Source organism: Ramlibacter henchirensis (assembly GCF_004682015.1).
Taxonomy (GTDB): Bacteria; Pseudomonadota; Gammaproteobacteria; order Burkholderiales; family Burkholderiaceae_C; genus Ramlibacter; species Ramlibacter henchirensis.
In genome coordinates this window covers 281,109-298,659 of record NZ_SMLM01000004.1, presented here as the reverse complement: position 1 = coordinate 298,659, position 17,551 = coordinate 281,109, and the positions used below count along the sequence as shown (strand labels likewise).

At 69.5% G+C, this 17,551-nt stretch carries 17 protein-coding genes; 14 read left to right on the top strand and 3 right to left on the bottom strand.

Annotation, left to right across the window (positions count from 1 at the left end):
- The first annotated feature begins 8 nt into the window (after window positions 1-8).
- Window positions 9-770, top strand: coding sequence for an SDR family oxidoreductase (locus tag EZ313_RS22660; RefSeq protein ID WP_135265587.1), 762 nt, complete (start codon window positions 9-11; stop codon window positions 768-770).
- Here EZ313_RS22660 and EZ313_RS22655 read toward each other — a convergent pair whose 3' ends face one another.
- From EZ313_RS22655 to EZ313_RS22645, 3 genes are read right to left on the bottom strand one after another with little or no spacing between them, the layout of a single operon-like run.
- On the bottom strand, window positions 771-2,201 hold the full coding sequence (locus EZ313_RS22655; protein WP_135265586.1) for an NAD(P)H-hydrate dehydratase: 1,431 nt from the start codon (window positions 2,199-2,201) through the stop codon (window positions 771-773). It lies immediately after the preceding gene.
- A 32-nt stretch (window positions 2,202-2,233) separates the two neighbouring features.
- Entirely contained in the window at window positions 2,234-3,505 is a 1,272-nt protein-coding gene (locus EZ313_RS22650; RefSeq protein ID WP_135265585.1) for a D-amino acid dehydrogenase, read from the bottom strand.
- A 27-nt stretch (window positions 3,506-3,532) separates the two neighbouring features.
- Window positions 3,533-4,861, bottom strand: coding sequence for an amidase (locus EZ313_RS22645; protein ID WP_135265584.1), 1,329 nt, complete (start codon window positions 4,859-4,861; stop codon window positions 3,533-3,535).
- 181 nt (window positions 4,862-5,042) lie between these two features.
- Between EZ313_RS22645 and rpsB the strand changes: the two genes are divergently transcribed.
- The 13 genes from rpsB (at window position 5,043) to lpxA (ending at window position 17,522) form a co-directional block, all read left to right on the top strand.
- Window positions 5,043-5,795 (top strand): 30S ribosomal protein S2, encoded by a 753-nt coding sequence (gene rpsB / locus EZ313_RS22640; RefSeq protein ID WP_135265583.1) that lies wholly within the window; start codon window positions 5,043-5,045, stop codon window positions 5,793-5,795.
- A 72-nt stretch (window positions 5,796-5,867) separates the two neighbouring features.
- Window positions 5,868-6,788 (top strand): translation elongation factor Ts, encoded by a 921-nt coding sequence (tsf, locus tag EZ313_RS22635; RefSeq protein ID WP_135265582.1) that lies wholly within the window; start codon window positions 5,868-5,870, stop codon window positions 6,786-6,788.
- 78 nt (window positions 6,789-6,866) lie between these two features.
- The gene (pyrH, locus tag EZ313_RS22630; protein WP_135265581.1) at window positions 6,867-7,586 is read left to right on the top strand and encodes a UMP kinase; all 720 of its coding nucleotides are present in this window, start codon (window positions 6,867-6,869) and stop codon (window positions 7,584-7,586) included.
- A gap of 24 nt (window positions 7,587-7,610) precedes the next feature.
- The gene (frr, locus tag EZ313_RS22625) at window positions 7,611-8,177 is read left to right on the top strand and encodes a ribosome recycling factor (protein ID WP_135265580.1); all 567 of its coding nucleotides are present in this window, start codon (window positions 7,611-7,613) and stop codon (window positions 8,175-8,177) included.
- A gap of 41 nt (window positions 8,178-8,218) precedes the next feature.
- Window positions 8,219-8,935, top strand: coding sequence for a polyprenyl diphosphate synthase (uppS, locus tag EZ313_RS22620; RefSeq protein WP_276606979.1), 717 nt, complete (start codon window positions 8,219-8,221; stop codon window positions 8,933-8,935).
- 5 nt (window positions 8,936-8,940) lie between these two features.
- Complete coding sequence (locus tag EZ313_RS22615) at window positions 8,941-9,795, top strand: phosphatidate cytidylyltransferase (RefSeq protein ID WP_135265579.1); 855 nt, start codon at window positions 8,941-8,943, stop codon at window positions 9,793-9,795.
- Entirely contained in the window at window positions 9,792-10,976 is a 1,185-nt protein-coding gene (ispC, locus tag EZ313_RS22610; protein WP_135265578.1) for a 1-deoxy-D-xylulose-5-phosphate reductoisomerase, read from the top strand. Before EZ313_RS22615 ends, ispC begins: the two co-directional genes overlap by 4 nt.
- 19 nt (window positions 10,977-10,995) lie before the next feature.
- Window positions 10,996-12,366: an RIP metalloprotease RseP gene (gene rseP / locus EZ313_RS22605; RefSeq protein WP_135265577.1), complete on the top strand. Its 1,371-nt coding sequence runs from the start codon at window positions 10,996-10,998 to the stop codon at window positions 12,364-12,366.
- 59 nt (window positions 12,367-12,425) lie between these two features.
- Window positions 12,426-14,720, top strand: a complete 2,295-nt coding sequence (gene bamA, locus EZ313_RS22600) for an outer membrane protein assembly factor BamA (protein ID WP_135265576.1) — start codon at window positions 12,426-12,428, stop codon at window positions 14,718-14,720.
- Complete coding sequence (locus tag EZ313_RS22595; RefSeq protein WP_135265575.1) at window positions 14,720-15,229, top strand: OmpH/Skp family outer membrane protein; 510 nt, start codon at window positions 14,720-14,722, stop codon at window positions 15,227-15,229. The genes bamA and EZ313_RS22595 overlap by 1 nt, the downstream gene beginning before the upstream one ends.
- 7 nt (window positions 15,230-15,236) lie before the next feature.
- Window positions 15,237-16,202, top strand: a complete 966-nt coding sequence (lpxD, locus tag EZ313_RS22590; RefSeq protein ID WP_135265574.1) for a UDP-3-O-(3-hydroxymyristoyl)glucosamine N-acyltransferase — start codon at window positions 15,237-15,239, stop codon at window positions 16,200-16,202.
- Window positions 16,199-16,642, top strand: coding sequence for a 3-hydroxyacyl-ACP dehydratase FabZ (fabZ, locus tag EZ313_RS22585; RefSeq protein WP_135265573.1), 444 nt, complete (start codon window positions 16,199-16,201; stop codon window positions 16,640-16,642). The genes lpxD and fabZ overlap by 4 nt, the downstream gene beginning before the upstream one ends.
- Before the next feature lie 88 nt (window positions 16,643-16,730).
- Window positions 16,731-17,522: an acyl-ACP--UDP-N-acetylglucosamine O-acyltransferase gene (gene lpxA, locus EZ313_RS22580; protein WP_135265572.1), complete on the top strand. Its 792-nt coding sequence runs from the start codon at window positions 16,731-16,733 to the stop codon at window positions 17,520-17,522.
- Window positions 17,523-17,551: the final 29 nt, after the last annotated feature.

Genomic DNA, 17,551 nt, shown 5'->3' with positions numbered 1-17,551 from the left:
AGACCGACATGGACAGGAACAGATCCCCACGCGTAGCCATCGTCACCGGTGGCGGCAGCGGCATCGGCAAGGCGGCGGCGCTCGCGCTGCTGGCCGACGGCTGGAAAGTCGCTGTGGCAGGCCGGCGCGCGGACGCGCTGGAAGGTACGTTGAAGGAGGCCGCGGCGGGCGACCGCGCACTGGCGGTCCCGGCCGACGTCACCGACCCTGCTTCAGTCGAGGCGCTGTTCCGGCGCACCGCCGAGGCCTTCGGCCGCGTGGACCTGCTGTTCAACAACGCGGGCATCGGCCTGGGCGGGGCGGCGCTGGAGGACATCTCGGTCGAAGACTGGAAGCGCGTGGTCGACACCAACCTCAACGGCATGTTCTATTGCATCCGCGAGGCGTTCCGCGTGATGAAGGCGCAGGACCCGCGCGGCGGCCGCATCATCAACAACGGCTCGATTTCCGCGCATGCTCCGCGCCCCGGTTCCATCGCCTACACCGCCACCAAGCATGCGGTGACGGGCCTCACGAAGTCGGCTTCGCTCGACGGCCGCAAGTACGACATCGCCGTCGGCCAGATCGACGTCGGCAATGCGCTCACCGAGCTGGCTGCGCGAATGACCAAGGGCGTGCCGCAGGCCAATGGCGATATCGCGGTGGAGGCGGTGATGGACGTGTCCATCGTCGGCCAGTCGGTGCTCTACATGGCCAACCTGCCGCCGGAAGCCAACGTGCTGTTCCACACGGTGATGGCCACCAAGATGCCCTTCGTGGGGCGCGGCTGATCAGAGCGCGCGGGCGAGCGCGCCGGCGGTGAGGGCGCTGCCCTCGGGCCAGTGATCGGCGGCCGATCCGTGGCGGTAGGCGGCGGCAGCGGCCGCCGACATCGGGTCGGCGCCGGCCGCGAGCAGCGCCGCGACGAGACCCGCCAGCACATCGCCCGTTCCCCCGGTGGCCAGCCGGGCATTGCCGGTGGGATTGATCCTCGGCAGCTGCCCGGGCGCGGCGATCACGGAGCCGGAGCCTTTGAGCAGCACCACGCAGCCGAAGCGTTCGCCCAGTGACGTGGCACTGCGCAGGCGATCGGCCTGCACTTCGGCCGTCGTGCATCCGAGCAGCCGGGCGGCTTCGAGCGGATGCGGCGTGAGCACGGTGGGCGGTCCACGCTCGCTTCTCCTGCGCAGGCCGTGCTGCAAGGCCGGCTCCGCGGCAATCGCATTGAGCGCATCGGCATCGAGCACCAGCGACTTCGCTCGCCGCAGGATCTCCGGCAGCACTCCCCGGACTTCAGAGCCGCCGCCGCAGCCGCAGGCGATGTTCAGCGTCTCGAGCGGCAGACCGGCGACATCGCGCACCATCAGTTCCGGCAGACCTGCAATCGGCGCAGCGCCGATCGGCGCCAGCGGGCACAGGTACACCCGACCGGCGCCGGCGTGCAGCGCCGCCGAAGCCGCGAGGACCGCCGCTCCCGACATCCCTGCAGCGCCGCCGACCGCCGCGACGTCGCCATAGCTGCCCTTGTGGCTCGCATGCAGCCGCTCCGCGACCGGCGGCGGCCCGGCCAACCACGCGGACGCCCGCTCGTCCTGCGAAGGGACGCCGAGATCGTCGAACCACACGCGGCCGGAACGATCGCGGCCGGACGCGGTGAACAGTCCCGGCTTCAGCGTGAGCAGGCTGAGCGTGTGCGTCGCGCGGGCCGACTCGCCCGTCCCGGAGTCGGCCGCCAGTCCGCTGGGCACATCGACCGCGAGCACCGTCCCCGGGCCTGCGTTGATCGTCTGCACGAGCTGCGCCAGTTCGCCTTGCAGCGCCCGCACATTGCCGATGCCGAGCAGCGCGTCGATGCACACGTCCCACGTCGCCGGCGGTTCTGCGGAAGCCGCGAGGCCCGCGGCCTGGCACTTGCGCCAAGCCGCAGCCGCGTCCGGCGGAAGCCGTGCGGGATCGCCCGCCAGCGTGAGCACCACCGACTTGCCCCATTGGCGCAGATGCGCGGCTGCCTCGAATCCGTCCCCGCCGTTGTTGCCAGGGCCACAGGCGACCCAGACGGTGTTCGCGTGCGGCGCGACGGCCAGGGCCAGCCGCGCCGTCGCCAGGCCCGCGCGCTGCATCAGCGTGTGCGATGGCAGGGCCGCGGCGGCCTCACGCTCGATCTCGCGCGTGCGCGCGACGTCGAACAGGGGCCAGGGACGGTCCGCGGTGACCTGGAGCATGGCGCGGATTGTGCGCCGCGCCGCGCGCCGGCTCAGCCGGTCAGCCGCTCGATGCCCAGGCCTTCGATGTCCAGCAGCGGATCGTGGCCCGACATCAGGTCGGCCACCACGCGAGCGCTGCCGCAGGCCAGCGCCCAGCCGCTCGAACCGTGCCCGAGGTTGAGCCACACGCCGGGGATGCCGGAGGCGCCGAGGACGGGCGGCCCGTCGGGCAGCATCGGCCGCGCGCCTTTCCACTCCTGCACTGCCGCGCCGGTGTTGGACAGCTGCGCCGCCCCGGGAAACCAGTCGTGCAGCACCTTGTAGAGCGTCTGCAGCGCGGCCGGGCTGCGGCGCTGCAGGCGGCCGCCGAGCTCGGCGCTGCCGGCTACTCGAACCCGCTGGCCCAGGCGGGTGATCGCGACCTTGTAGCGCTCGTCCATCAGCGCGCTGCGCGGGGCATTGAGCGCCTCGCGCAGCGGAGCGCTGATCGAATAGCCGTAGACGGGGGCCATCGGCATGTCCAGCCCGAGCGGCCTGAGCAGCGCCGCCGACTCCAGTCCGCCGCACACGACCACCGCCTGGAAGGCGATCTGCACGGGCGGGTCCTCGCCCTGCTGCACCGTGAGTCTGGCCGGCGCGGCCGGGTCCAGCGGCATCACCTTCGTGTTGAAGTTGAACTTCGCCCCGGCGGTGCGGGCCGCGTCCTTGAGCAGCAGCGCGAACTGCCGGCAGTTGCCGGCCTCGTCCTCGGGCAGGTGCACCGCGCCCACGAAGGGCGTGTCGGGATTGAGCGCCGGCTCGACCGCGCGCGCCGTCTCCGCATCGATCTCGTGGAAGCTCACGCCGGCCTCGCGCAGCACCTGCAGGCCGGGCTGCACCATGCGCTGGTCCTTCTCGGAGCGCAGCAGCACCAGGTAGCCCGGGCTGCGGTCGTATTCCAGCTGCAGCGAATCGACCAGCCAGTGCATGCGTTCGCGGCTGTAGAAGGCCAGCCGCTGCAGCCGGGCGCGGTTGGCCATGTAGACGTCGAGCTTGCAGGCGCGCCACCACTGCCACATCCACCCGAGTTCGGCCATGGTGAGCGGCAGCGAGAGCTTGACCGGCGCGTGCCGGCTGAAAAGGTGGCGCAGCACCTTGGCCGGCATGCCGGGCGCGGCCCAGGGCGTGACGTAGCCGGGCGCCACGACGCCGGCGTTGGCGAAGCTGGTTTCTTCGGCCACGGCGCCCCGGCGTTCGAACACGGTGACCTGGTGGCCGTCGGCGGCCAGTTCATACGCGGTGGTGACGCCGACGATGCCGGCGCCGATGACGGCGATTTTCAAGCGGATGCGCTCCCTGCCGGTGGCCTGTCAGGAGTGCCGCGCGGCCAGCGCCGCTTCGACGGCCAGGCCGGCGTCGAGCACCGCGTCGTCGCGCATCGCGCCGTGCCACAGCATCAGCCCGACGGGGAGGGTGCCCGGGACATGGCAGGGCAGCGAGAGCGCGCAGCCGTCGAGCATGTTGACCACGCTGGTGTTGCGCAGCAGCAGGGCGTTGACGCGGAAGAAGGCCTCGTCGCGCTCGGCGCCGGGCGCGACCTGATCGATGGCGGGAGCAACCATGGGCACCGTGGGCGAGAGCACGGCGTCGAAGCCGGCCAGCGCCGTCTCGACACGCGCGATCCAGTCGGCGCGGGCGCGCACGAGGTCGACGTACTCCCAGGCCTTCATGCTGGCGCCGCGCTCGATGCGCACACGCACGCGCGGGTCGTAGCCGTCGCCCTTGCGATCGAGCAGCTGGCGATGCCAGGCATAGCTCTCGGCCGCCGTGAAGCCGCCAGTGGACTGGATCGCGCCAAGATCGCGGATCTCGTCGAGCGCGATCTCCTCGATGCGCGCGCCGGCGTCGCGCAGCGTGCGCAGCGCTGCCTCGAACCCCTGCGCGACGGCCAAGTCCAGTCCGTCGAGCATCGAGGTGCGTGCTACGGCGAAACGGCGAGCGGAAAGCGGCCGATGCTCCAGCGCGACCCGGCGAGCGGCGAGGACTTCGTGCGCCAGCACTGCGTCGCGCACCGAGCGCGTCATGGCGCAGATGGTGTCGAGCGTGGTCGACAACGGCAGTGCGCCTTGCAGCGGCGTGAGCCGGGCCGTGTTCTTGAAGCCGACGATGCCGCACAGCGCGGCGGGGATGCGGATGGAGCCGCCGGTGTCCGAGCCCAGGCCGATGAACGCCGCGCCGGTGGCGACCGACACGGCCGCGCCCGACGACGAGCCGCCCGGAATGCGCGGCGTGGCCGGGTCCGCCGGGTTGGCCGGCGTGCCGTGGTGCGGGTTGACGCCCACGCCCGAGAAGGCGAACTCCGTCATGTTGGTCCGCCCGATGAGGCTGGCGCCCGCGGCCCTCAGCCGAGCCACCGCGGGACTGTCGGCAACCGCGGGCGGCGCATCGGCCAGCACGCGTGAGCCGGCGGCCGTGACCTGGCCTTCGATGTCGAACAGGTCCTTGACGGAGACCGGCAGCCCCGCCAGCGGCAGGCGGGCGGCCGCCGCGGAGGCCGCGCGCGCGTCTTGCGGAAACAGTTGGAGGAAGGCCTTGTCGCAGGCGGGCGACTGGGCGGTGGCCAGCGCGCGCTGGAACTCTTCTGCGGCGTCGGCGTGGCCGCGCCCGAGCTGCTCGCGGGTGGCGATGAGGTCCTGCATGAGAGGAGAAACGTCGGGGGCCTGTGTTAGAATCTCGCGGTTTTGCTGGCCGGTGGCGCATGGTGCGCCTCTCGCGCGACAGCAAGGCAAAACGCGAATCCGTTCCTACCAGGTGTCGCGGCGGCTTGAGGCCAGTCGCGATTGCGGGGCGGATTTTAGACCCAACCTCAGGAAAACTCCCATGTCCATCACCATGCGACAGATGCTGGAAGCCGGTGTCCATTTCGGCCACCAGACGCGCTTCTGGAACCCGAAGATGGCTCCCTACATCTTCGGCTCGCGCAACAAGATCCACATCATCAACCTGGAAAAGTCGCTGCCGATGTTCCAGGACGCGACGAAGTTCGTGAAGCAGCTCTCCGCCAACCGCGGCACCATCCTGATGGTGGGCACCAAGCGCCAGGCCCGCGACATCGTCTCCGCCGAGGCCCGCCGCGCCGGCGTGCCCTTCGTCGACCAGCGCTGGCTGGGCGGCATGCTGACCAACTTCAAGACGGTCAAGACCTCGATCAAGCGCCTGAAGGACATGAAGGCCCAGCAGGAAGCCGGCCTCGAGTCCATGAGCAAGAAGGAACAGCTGATGTTCCAGCGCGAGATGGAAAAGCTCGAGAAGGACATCGGCGGCATCCAGGACATGAACAGCCTGCCCGACGCCATCTTCGTGATCGACGTGGGCTTCCACAAGATCGCGGTGTCCGAGGCCAAGAAGCTGGGCATCCCGCTGGTGGGCGTGGTCGACTCCAACCACTCGCCCGAGGGCATCGACTACGTGATCCCCGGCAATGACGACTCGGCCAAGGCCGTGACGCTGTACGCCCGCGGCATCGCCGACGCCGTGCTCGAGGGCCGCTCCAGCGCCGTCAACGACGTGGTGCGCGCCGTCTCCGAAGGCGGCGACGAGTTCGTCGAAGTCGAAGAAGGCGCCGGCGCCTGAGCGCGCGACCCCCGCTTCCAGGAAGGGGCTCTAGGGCCCCTTTTTACCGTCCGAATCACTGAAGGAACCCAAATGGCAGCAATCACCGCAAGCATGGTCGCCGAACTGCGCGCCAAGACCGACGCCCCGATGATGGAATGCAAGAAGGCGCTCACCGAGGCCGAGGGCAACATGGATAAGGCCGAGGAGATCCTGCGCGTCAAGCTGGGCAACAAGGCAGGCAAGGCCGCCGCGCGCATCACCGCCGAAGGCGTGGTGGCCGCGAGCATCCAGGGCAGCACCGGCGCCCTGCTCGAGGTCAACTGCGAGACCGACTTCGTCACCAAGAACGAGAGCTTCATCGCCATGGCCAGGGCCGCGGCGGAGCTCGTCGCGAAGAAAAACCCGGCCGACGTGGCCGCGCTGGGCGCGCTGCCCTACAGCCAGGACGGCTTCGGCCCCACGCTGGAAGACGTGCGCAAGGGCCTGGTGGGCAAGATCGGCGAGAACATGGGCTTCCGCCGATTCAAGCGCTTCGCCGGCGACAACAAGCTGGCCAGCTACCTGCACGGCACCCGCATCGGCGTGGTCGTGGAGTACCAGGGCGACGACGCGGCGGCCAAGGACGTGGCCATGCACGTGGCGGCCATGAAGCCGGTCGCGCTGACCAGCGCCGACGTGCCGAAGGAGCTCATCGAGAAGGAGCGCAGCGTCGCCATGGGCAAGGCCGCGGAAGACCGCAAGGCCGCCGAGGCCGCCGGCAAGCCGGTCCAGTCGGACGAGATCGTCAACAAGCGCATCGAAGGCGGCGTGCAGAAGTACCTCAAGGAGGTCTCACTCTTCGACCAGCCCTTCGTGAAGAACGACAAGCAGACGGTCGGCCAGATGCTCAAGGCCGCCAACACCGCGGTGAAGGGCTTCACCCTGTACGTGGTGGGCGAGGGCATCGAGAAGAAGGTCGACGACTTCGCCGCCGAAGTCGCCGCCCAGGTCGCCGCCGCCAAGGGCGGCTGATCGCGTGAGCCTCGCGGCGGCCCCGCCGCGAGGTCCGCGCCGGTAAACTCGTTCACTGCACACCTGGAGCTTCGTCCCATGCCTGCTTCTCCCGCGCACAAGCGCATCCTGCTCAAGCTGTCCGGAGAGGCGCTGATGGGGGACGACCCGTTCGGCATCAACCGCTCCACCATCGTGCGCATGGTGGAAGAGATCGCCGGCGTGGTGAACAGCGGCGTGCAGGTCGCGGTGGTCATCGGCGGCGGCAACATCTTCCGCGGCGTGGCGGGCGGCTCGGTCGGGATGGACCGCGCGACCGCCGACTACATGGGCATGCTCGCCACCGTGATGAACGCGCTGGCGCTGGCCGACACCATGAACAAGCAGGGCCTGGTGGCCCGCGTGATGTCGGCCATCGCCATCGAGCAGGTGGTCGAGCCCTACGTGCGGCCCAAGGCGCTGCAGTACCTCGAGGAAGGCAAGGTGGTGATCTTCGCCGCCGGCACCGGCAACCCGTTCTTCACCACCGACACGGCGGCCGCGCTGCGCGGCGCCGAGATCGGCGCGGAGCTGGTGCTCAAGGCCACCAAGGTCGATGGCGTCTACTCCGCCGACCCGAAGAAGGACCCGTCGGCCACGCGCTACAGCAAGATCACGTTCGACGACGCCATGGCGCAGAACCTGGGCATCATGGATGCCACCGCGTTCGCGCTGTGCCGCGACCAGAAGCTGCCGATCAAGGTCTTCTCCATCGTCAAGCACGGCGCGCTCAAGCGCGTGGTGATGGGCGAGGACGAGGGAACGCTGGTGTACGCCTGAGAGAGCAAGAGGAAGGAGATCCCCATGGCCACGACGATCGCCGAGATCCGGAAATCCGCCGAGACGAAGATGGACCAGTCCATCGCCTCGTTCAAGACCAACCTCACCAAGATCCGCACCGGCCGCGCCAACCCCGGCCTCCTCGACACGGTGCACGTCGACTACTACGGCTCTTCGGTTCCGATCAGCCAGGTGGCCAACGTCTCGCTGCTGGACGCCCGCACGATCAGCGTGCAGCCCTGGGAGAAGGGCATGGGCGCCAAGATCGAGAAGGCCATCCGCGAGAGCGACCTGGGCCTGAACCCGGCTTCCATGGGCGACCTGATCCGCGTGCCGATGCCGCCCATGAGCGAGGAGCGCCGCAAGGAGATGACCAAGCTGGTTCGCCACGAGGGCGAGGCCGCCAAGATCGCGGTGCGCAACCTGCGCCGCGACGCCAACGAGGCGGTCAAGAAGCTGGTCAAGGACAAGCACGCCTCCGAGGACGAGCAGAAGCGCGCCGAGGCCGAGATCCAGAAGGTGACCGACCGCCACGTCACCGAGATCGACAAGATGGTCGAGGCCAAGGAACACGAGATCATGGCGGTCTGAGCGGCCTTGCTTCGGGCGCCAATCCTCAACCTGCGACACAAGTGAGCGTTCCCCACCACATCGCCATCGTCATGGATGGCAACGGCCGCTGGGCCACGCGGCGCTACCTGCCCCGCGTGGCCGGCCACAAGAAGGGCGTCGACGCCCTGCGGCACTGCGTGCGCCATTGCGGCGAGCGCGGCGTCAAGGTCCTGACCGTGTTCGCGTTCTCCTCGGAGAACTGGAACCGGCCGCCCGAGGAAGTCTCCGGCCTGATGGAACTGCTGGCCGTGGCGCTCACGCGCGAAGTGCCGCACCTGAAGGCCGAGGGCGTCCGCATCCATTTCGTCGGCGACCGCTCGGCGCTCTCCGAGAAGGTGCGCGCGGGACTGCTGCAGGCCGAAGCGGCGACGGCGGGCAACACCCGCCTGGTCTTCAACGTCTGCTTCAACTACGGCGGCCGCTGGGACATCGCCCAGGCCGCGGCGCGCCTGGTCGAACGCGGCGAGCCGATCACCGAGCAGTCGCTCGACGCCGCCATGGGCCTGGCCCACGTGCGAGACCCCGACCTGCTGATCCGCACCGGCGGCGAGCAGCGCATCAGCAACTTCCTGCTCTGGCAGGCCGCCTATTCCGAGCTGTACTTCAGCGACAAGCTCTGGCCCGACTTCGACGAGGCCGCGCTGGACGAGGCCATCGCCGACTACGCGCGGCGCGAAAGGCGCTTCGGCCGCACCTCGCAGCAGATCCAGGAGCCGGTGGCCAAGAAGGCGGCCTGAGCCCCATGCTCAAGCAGCGCGTCATCACGGCCGTCGTCCTGCTGGCCATCCTGCTGCCGGCGCTGTTCTGGCCTTCGCCGTTCCCGTTCGCCGCCGTCACGCTGCTGCTGATCGCCGCTTCCGCCTGGGAGTTCGGGCGCCTCAATGGCTGCAGCGAGGCCGCCGCCGTGTCGCTCGGCCTCCTGTGCGTCGCGCTGTGCGCCGCGGCCTGGGGCGCCGGCTGGCTGCAGCGCCCGATGCCGCTGCTGTGGACCCTCGCCGGCGCGGCGTGGGTGCTGGCGGGCGCCGTGCTGCTGCGCGGATCGGTCGCAGGATGGCCTCGCATCCCGCGCGCGGTGCGGCTGACCGGCGGCCTGATCGCGCTGTGGCTGGCGTGGGTGGCCGTGGCGCAGGCGCGTGTGGCCGGCATCAACTTCCTGCTGTCCGTGCTGCTGCTGGTGTGGGTGGCCGACATCGCGGCCTATTTCGCGGGCCGCACCTTCGGACTGAAGTTCACGCGCCAGCGCCTCGCTCCTTCCATCAGTCCCGGCAAGAGCTGGGAAGGCGTGTGGGGCGGCATGCTGGGCGTGCTGGTGCTGGCCTTCGCCTGGGTGGCGGCGGACATGCACTGGCAGGCGCAGGTGCCCAGTCTCTACTCGCGGCTGGCCGCCACCGGCTGGTGGCTGGTGGTCCTCGGGGCCGTGTTCCTCACCGCGATGAGCGTCGTGGGCGACCTGGCCGAATCGCTGGTCAAGCGCAGCGCCGGCGCCAAGGATTCCAGCAGCCTGCTGCCGGGCCACGGTGGCGTGCTCGACCGTGTCGACGCCTTGCTGCCCACGCTTCCGCTGGCGATGATGCTGGCGACGCTTTCTTCCCGATGAACCGGCAGCGCATCGCCATCCTCGGCTCCACCGGCTCGGTGGGCGCGAACACGCTCGACGTCATCGCGCGGCATCCGCAGCGCTACGAGGTCTTTGCACTCAGTGCGGGCTCGCGCGTGGAGCCGCTGCTGGAGCAGTGCGCGCGCTTTCGTCCGCGCTTCGCCGTGATGGCCGACGACGCGGCCGCGCGCGAACTGGCTTCGCGGGTCGAGTCCGAGCGGCTGCCGGTGAAGGTGCTCGCGGGCGATGCCGCGCTCGAGCAACTGGTGGTGCGCGAGGACGTCGACACGGTGATGGCTTCCATCGTCGGCGCCGCGGGCCTGGCGTCCTGCCTGGCCGCCGCGCGCGCCGGCAAGCGGCTGCTGCTGGCCAACAAGGAAGCACTGGTCGTCGGCGGCGAGCTGTTCATGAACGCGGTGAAGCAGGGCGGGGCGACGCTGCTGCCGATCGACAGCGAGCACTCGGCGATCTTCCAGTCGCTGCCGGAGGATGCATCCACCTGGGATGCGCGGGTCGACAAGATCATCCTCACTGCTTCCGGCGGACCGTTCCGCACGCGCGCGCCGCAGACGCTGCGCGACGTCACGCCCGAGGAGGCCTGCGCCCATCCCAACTGGGTGATGGGCCGCAAGATCTCGGTCGACTCGGCGACCATGATGAACAAGGCGCTGGAAGTGATCGAGGCGCGCTACCTGTTCGGCCTTCCGCCGCGGCGGCTGGAGGTGGTGATCCATCCCCAGAGCGTGATCCATTCGATGGTGCAGTACCGCGACCACTCCGTGGTGGCCCAGCTGGGCACGCCCGACATGCGCGTGCCCATCGCCTACGGCCTGGCCTGGCCGGACCGCATCGCGTCCGGCGCCGAGCCGCTGGACTTCACGGCCCTCGCGGACATGACATTCGAATCGCTGGACAGCCACGGCCACCGCGAGCGTTTCCCCGGCCTGCAGTTGGCGTGGGATGCGCTGCAGGCGCCCGCCGGCACGACCGCGGTGCTGAATGCGGCCAACGAGGAGGCGGTGGCCGCCTTCCTGGACCGCCGCATCCGCTTCGACCAGATCCATTCCGTGAACCTTGCAACTTTGGAGCGGGTCGTGCCCTCCAAGCCTGAGGCGCTGGCGGACCTGCTGGCGCTGGACGCGCGGGCGAGGCAGGCCGCCCGCGCAGCGATCGCCGCCTGAACCTGAGCCGGGGACCTTCATGCTGACCACCGTCGTCGCCTTCGTCATCGCGCTCGGTCTCCTGGTGGCTGTGCATGAATGGGGCCACTACCGCGTCGCGGTCGCCTGCGGCGTGAAGGTGCTGCGCTTCTCGGTCGGCTTCGGCAAGACGCTGTACCGCTGGAAGCCGAGGCGCCAGCGGCCCAACCAGGACACGGAGTTCGTGATCGCCGCCTTCCCGCTGGGCGGCTACGTGAAGATGCTCGACGAGCGCGAGGCGCCGGTCGCCCGCGAAGAGCGGCATCTCGCCTTCAACACCCAGCCGCTGCGTTCGCGTGCGCTCATCGTCGCCGCCGGGCCGGTGGCCAACCTGCTGCTGGCCGTGCTGCTGTACGCCGGCGTCAACTGGTGGGGCGTGCAGGAGCCGCGGGCCGTGCTGGCCGCGCCCGTCGCGGGATCGCTGGCGCAGCAGGCCGGGTTGCGCGGCGGCGAGACGGTCACCGCCGCGGGCTTCGAAGGCGAAGCGCAGGAGCCCCTGGAATCGTTCGAGCAGGTGCGCTGGCTGCTCACGCGCGGCGCGCTCGACGCGATGGACCTGCGGCTGACGGTCACCGACGGCCGCCAGCAGCGCGAGGTGCTGCTGCCCCTGAGCCGCATCGAATCGCCCGACGCCGATCCGCAGCTGTTCCGCCGCATCGGGCTGCTGGGCCCGCTCACGCAGCCCGTGCTGGGCGAACTGGTTCAGGGCGGCGCGGCGCAGCGTGCCGGGCTTCGCAAGGACGACAGGGTGCTGCGCGTCGGCAGCACCGACGTGGTGGATGGCCAGCAACTGCGCGAATGGATCCGGGGGCAGGTTCGCAACGGCCAGCCGGTCGCCTCCACCTGGCGCGTGGAACGCGATGGCCGCGTGGTCGAACTCGAAGTGACGCCCGATGTCGCGCAGGACGCGGGCCAGTCCGTCGGCCGCATCGGCGCCTACGTGGGCGCGCCCCCGCAGATGGTGGAAGTGCGCTACGGGCCGATCGACGGCCTGTGGCGCGGGGCGGTGAAGACCTGGGAGGTGTCGCTGCTCACGGTGCGCATGCTCGGTCGCATGGTCATCGGCGAGGCCTCGCTGAAGAACCTGAGCGGGCCGCTCACGATCGCCGACTACGCGGGCAAGTCCGCGAGCATGGGGCTGCTGCAGTACGTGATGTTCCTGGCCATGATCAGCGTGAGCCTGGGGGTGCTGAACCTTCTTCCGCTGCCTGTCTTGGACGGAGGTCACCTGATGTATTATCTTTGGGAGGCGGTCACGGGGCGCAGCGTCCCGGACGCGTGGATGGAGAGGCTGCAGCGGGGCGGGGTGGCGGTGCTTCTGGTCATGATGACCATCGCGCTGTTCAACGACGTCACGCGTCTCTTCGGTTGATACAAGAACACGGCTCGCCGCGCCAGCCCCGAAGACGGCGGGGCCACCCCCAGGATTCGATGAAGAAGCATCTCAGGCGCATTCGCGCGCGCACCGTCTCGGGCATGGTCGCCGCCGCGTTTGCGGTGAACGCGTGGGCCGTGGATCCCTTCACCGTCCGCGACATCCGGGTCGAGGGCCTGCAGCGCGTCGAACCCGGCACCGTCTTCGCCTCGCTGCCGTTCCGGGTCGGCGACCAGTACAACGACGAGAAGGGCTCCGCCGCCATCCGCGCGCTGTTCGGGCTGGGCCTGTTCAAGGACGTGCGACTCGAAGTCGCCGGCGACGTGCTGGTGGTCATCGTCGAAGAGCGTCCCACCGTCGCCGAAGTCGACTTCGCCGGCACGCGCGAGTTCGACAAGGAAGCGCTGCGCAAGGCGCTGCGCGAGATCGGCCTCACGGAGGGCCGGCCGTACGACCAGGCGCTGGCCGACCGCGCGGAGCAGGAGCTGCGCCGCCAGTACATCAACCGAAGCCTGTACGGCGCCGAGGTGGTCACCACCGTCACGCCGATCGAGCGCAACCGGGTCAACCTCACCTTCACCGTCACCGAAGGCGAGCCGGCGCGCATCCGCGACATCCGCATCGTCGGCAACCGCGCTTTCAACGAGGGCACGCTCAAGGGCCTGTTCGACCTGGACACCGGCGGCTGGCTGTCGTGGTACACCAAGTCCGACCGCTACTCGCGCGCCAAGCTCAATGCCGACCTCGAGACACTGCGCTCCTACTACCTGAGCCGCGGCTTCCTCGAGTTCACGATCGACTCCACCCAGGTCGCCATCTCGCCGAACAAGCAGGACATCAGCATCACGGTGAACATCACCGAGGGCGAGCGCTTCGTGGTCAGCGGGGTGAAGCTGGAAGGCAACTTCCTCGGCAAGGAAGAAGAGTTCAAGAGCCTGGTGCGCATCCGCGCCGGCGAGCCTTACAACGCCGACGAGGTGGCCGAGACCACCAAGGCATTCACCGAATATTTCGGCAGCTTCGGCTACGCCTTCGCCAACGTCGAGGCCCGACCCGAGATCGACCGCACTCGCAACCTGGTGGCCTTCACCCTCGTGGCCGACCCGTCGCGCCGCGCCTACGTGCGCCGCGTCAACATCGCCGGCAACAACCGCACTCGCGACGAAGTGGTCCGCCGCGAGTTCCGCCAGTTCGAATCGAGCTGGTACGACGGCGACAAGATCCGCCTCTCGCGCGACCGCATCGACCGGCTGGGCTTCTTCCGCGACATCAACATCGAGACGGTCGACGTGCCCGGCGCGCCCGACCAGGTCGACCTGAACGTCACCGTGGTCGAAAAGCCCACCGGCAGCCTGCAGCTGTCGGCCGGCTTCTCCAGCGCCGAGCGGCTGGGCCTGGGTTTCTCCATCCGGCAGGAAAACGCGTTCGGCACGGGCCAGTACCTCAGCGCCGAACTGAACACCAGCAAGTACAACCGCAGCGTCGCCTTGACCTCGGTGGACCCGTACTTCACCGAGGACGGCATCTCGCGCGCGGTGGACGTCTACCACCGCAACTCGCGGCCGTACGAGGAGCAGGGCGGCAACTACTCGCTGGCCACGACCGGCGCCGCGCTGCGGTTCGGGGTGCCGTTCAGCGAGTTCGACACGGTCTACTTCGGCGCCGGCCTGGAGCGCACGGAGATCCGCCCCGGCACCAACATCCCGGCCGCTTACCTGGCCTTCGCCGACCAGGCGGGCTTCACCAGCTACAACTTCCCGTTCACGGTGGGCTGGACCCGCGACGACCGCGACAGCGCCATCGCGCCCACGAAGGGCCGCCTGCAGCGCGTCGCCGGCGAGGCGAGCTTCTTCGGCGACGGCCGCTACGTGCGCGCGAACTACCAGTACCAGCAGTACATCCCGCTGAACAAGCAGTTCACCATCGCCTTCAACGGCGAGCTGGGCCTGGGCAAGGCGATCGGCGACCGCATCTACCCGGTCTTCAAGAACTTCTACTCCGGCGGCCTGGGCTCGGTGCGCGGCTTCGAGCAGGGCACGCTGGGCCCGCGCGACGTCACCGGCGCCAGCATCGGCGGCACGCGCAAGATCACGCTGAACGGCGAACTGTTCACGCCGTTCCCCGGCGCGGGCAACGACCGGTCGCTGCGCCTCTTCGGCTTCGTCGACGTGGGCAACGTGTACGGCGACGACGAGCGGGTCGACTTCGGCCAGCTGCGCGCCTCCGCCGGCGTCGGCGTCTCATGGCTGTCGCCGATCGGCCCGCTGCGCCTCGCGATCGCCCAGCCCGTCCGCAAGTTCGCTGGCGATAGAATCCAGCGACTCCAATTCCAGATCGGTACAGCCTTCTGATGAAGTATCTGAAGCTTCCCTCGCTGTGGGCCCTCGTGGCCGCCATGGCGTTCGCCGTGCCCGCAATGGCGCAGGAATTCCGCGTGGGCTTCGTCAGCCTCGATCGCATCCTGCGCGAGGCCGGCGCGGCCAAGGCCGCCCAGGCCAAGCTGGAGCAGGAGTTCTCGCGCCGCGAGAAGGAACTGAACGACATGGGCGCCGCGCTGAAGTCGCAGTCCGAGCGCTACGAGCGCGAGGCGCCCACGCTCTCCGAGAGCCAGCGCCAGCAGCGCCAGAAGCAGCTGATCGACCAGGACCGCGAGTTCCAGCGCAAGCGGCGCGAGATCCAGGAGGACATGCAGGCGCGCAAGAACGAGGAGCTGCAGCAGGTCCTCGAGCGCGCCAACCGCGTGGTGCGCCAGGTCGCCGAGCAGGAGAAGTACGACCTGATCCTGCAGGAAGCGGTCTACATCAACCCGAAGCACGACATCACCGAGAAGGTGATCAAGGCGCTCAACAACGCCAGGTGAGGCCCTCGTGCAGCTCCGTCTGGGCGACATCGTGGACTCGCTCGGCGGGCAATTGCATGGCGACCGCAGCCTGGCCATCGACGGCCTGGCGCCGCTCGAATCGGCCGGCCCCGGCCAGCTGAGCTTCCTCAGCAACCCCAAGTACCAGTCGCAGCTGGCGGCCTCGCGCGCCGGCTGCGTGATCGTCTCGCCCGCCATGCGCGACGCCGCGCTCGCGCGGGGGGCGGCCATCGTCGCCGACGATCCCTATCTCTACTTCGCCCGCCTGACGCAGCTGTGGAAATCGCGGCGACCGAGCGCCGCCGCACCGGCCGTGCATCCGAGCGCCGTCGTGGACCCGGAGGCGGTGGTCGATCCCACCGCGCGCATCGGGCCGCTCTGCGTGGTGGAGCGGGGCGCGCGCATCGGCGCGGGCACGGTGCTCAAGTCCAGCGTCAACGTGGGCGAGGACTGCGTGATCGGCGATCGCTGCATCCTGCACCCCGGCGTGGTGATCGGCGCCGACGGATTCGGTTTCGCGCCGCGCGAGGGCGAGTGGGAAAAGATCGAGCAACTCGGCGCCGTGCGCATCGGCAACGACGTCGAGATCGGCGCCAACACCTGCATCGACCGCGGCGCGCTCGCGGACACGGTCATCGAAGACGGCGTCAAGCTCGACAACCTGATCCAGGTCGGCCACAACGTGCGCATCGGCCGGCACACCGCCATCGCGGGCTGCGCGGGCATCGCGGGCAGCGCCAATATCGGCGCGTACTGCACGGTCGGTGGCAGCGCGGGCATCGTAGGCCACCTGACCATCGCGGACCACGTCCACATCTCGGCGTTCACGCTCGTGATGCGCTCCATCCTCAAGCCCGGCCACTACACCGGCGTGTTCCCCATCGACGAGAATTCCGCCTGGGAGAAGAACGCGGCGTCGCTGAAGCAGCTCCACTCGCTGCGCGACCGCGTCCGCGCTTTAGAGAAGAAATGACTACGTTAGACATCCACCAGATCCTCAAGCAGCTGCCGCACCGCTATCCCATCCTGCTGGTGGACCGGGTGCTCGACATCCAGCTGGGCAAGAGCATCCGCGCGATCAAGAACGTGACCATCAACGAGCCGTTCTTCACCGGCCACTTTCCGCACCGGCCGGTCATGCCGGGCGTGCTGATGCTGGAGGCGATGGCGCAGGCGGCCGCGCTGCTGTCGTTCGCCACCCAAGGCGTCACGCCCGACGACAAGACGGTCTACTACTTCGCCGGCATCGACGGTGCGCGCTTCAAGCGGCCGGTCGAGCCCGGCGACCAGCTGGTGATGGACGTCACCCTGGAGCGGGCCAAGGCCGGCATCTACAAGTTCAAGGGCGTCACCCGGGTCGGCGAGGAGATCGCCTGCGAAGCCGAGCTGATGTGCACGATGAGGAAAGTATGACGGCCCCCACGTTTGCGGCTGCGCCGCTGCACTGCCCCCCGAGGGGGCTGGACCTCCTAGGGGCGGCCCGTCGGAGGTCCGCATAGGCATGCCCATCCACCCGACGGCCATCGTCGACCCCAAGGCCGAGATCGACGGCACAGCCAGCATCGGGCCGTATTCGGTGATCGGGCCGGAAGTGAAGATCGGCGCCCGCACGACGGTGGGCGCGCACGCGGTGATCGAGGGCCGCACCACGATCGGCCAGGACAACCGCATCTTCCACTTCGCGTCGCTCGGCGGCATCCCGCAGGACAAGAAGTACGCGGGCGAGCCCTGCGAACTGGTGATCGGCGACCGCAACACGATCCGCGAGTTCAGCACCTTCAACATCGGCTCGCCCGGCGGCGGCGGCGTCACCCGCGTGGGCAACGACAACTGGCTGATGGCCTACGTGCACCTGGCGCACGACTGCGTCGTCGGCAACAACACCATCTTCGCCAACAACTCGCAGCTGGCCGGGCACGTCGAGGTGGGCGACTTCGTGATCCTGGGCGGCTTCACCGTGGTGCACCAGTTCGTGCGCATCGGCGCGCACGGCATGACGGCGATGTGCTCGCTTCTGTTCGCCGACCAGCCGCCGTTCGTGATGAGCCAGGGCCAGCCCGCGCAGGCGCGGTCGATGAACTTCGAAGGGCTGCGCCGCCGCGGCTTCTCGGCGGGCCGCATCTCGGCGGTCAAGGCCATGCACAAGGCTCTGTACCGCGACGGGCTCACGCTCGAGGACGCGCGCGCCCGCATCGAGCAGCTCGCCACGGCCACACCCGAAGCGCAGCCCGACGTGCGCCTGATGTCCGACTTCCTGGCCGGCGTGTCGCCGCAGCGCGGCATCGTGCGATGACCGCGGCCGGTCGGGCCGCGCCTGTCGAA

Coding starts and splice junctions, on each gene's coding strand:
- EZ313_RS22660 (WP_135265587.1), top strand. CDS start 9: ATGGACAGGAACAGATCCCCACGCGTAGCCATCGTCACCGGTGGCGGC.
- EZ313_RS22655 (WP_135265586.1), bottom strand. CDS start 2,201: ATGCTCCAGGTCACCGCGGACCGTCCCTGGCCCCTGTTCGACGTCGCG.
- EZ313_RS22645 (WP_135265584.1), bottom strand. CDS start 4,861: ATGCAGGACCTCATCGCCACCCGCGAGCAGCTCGGGCGCGGCCACGCC.
- rpsB (WP_135265583.1), top strand. CDS start 5,043: ATGTCCATCACCATGCGACAGATGCTGGAAGCCGGTGTCCATTTCGGC.
- tsf (WP_135265582.1), top strand. CDS start 5,868: ATGGCAGCAATCACCGCAAGCATGGTCGCCGAACTGCGCGCCAAGACC.
- pyrH (WP_135265581.1), top strand. CDS start 6,867: ATGCCTGCTTCTCCCGCGCACAAGCGCATCCTGCTCAAGCTGTCCGGA.
- frr (WP_135265580.1), top strand. CDS start 7,611: ATGGCCACGACGATCGCCGAGATCCGGAAATCCGCCGAGACGAAGATG.
- EZ313_RS22615 (WP_135265579.1), top strand. CDS start 8,941: ATGCTCAAGCAGCGCGTCATCACGGCCGTCGTCCTGCTGGCCATCCTG.
- ispC (WP_135265578.1), top strand. CDS start 9,792: ATGAACCGGCAGCGCATCGCCATCCTCGGCTCCACCGGCTCGGTGGGC.
- rseP (WP_135265577.1), top strand. CDS start 10,996: ATGCTGACCACCGTCGTCGCCTTCGTCATCGCGCTCGGTCTCCTGGTG.
- bamA (WP_135265576.1), top strand. CDS start 12,426: ATGAAGAAGCATCTCAGGCGCATTCGCGCGCGCACCGTCTCGGGCATG.
- EZ313_RS22595 (WP_135265575.1), top strand. CDS start 14,720: ATGAAGTATCTGAAGCTTCCCTCGCTGTGGGCCCTCGTGGCCGCCATG.
- fabZ (WP_135265573.1), top strand. CDS start 16,199: ATGACTACGTTAGACATCCACCAGATCCTCAAGCAGCTGCCGCACCGC.
- lpxA (WP_135265572.1), top strand. CDS start 16,731: ATGCCCATCCACCCGACGGCCATCGTCGACCCCAAGGCCGAGATCGAC.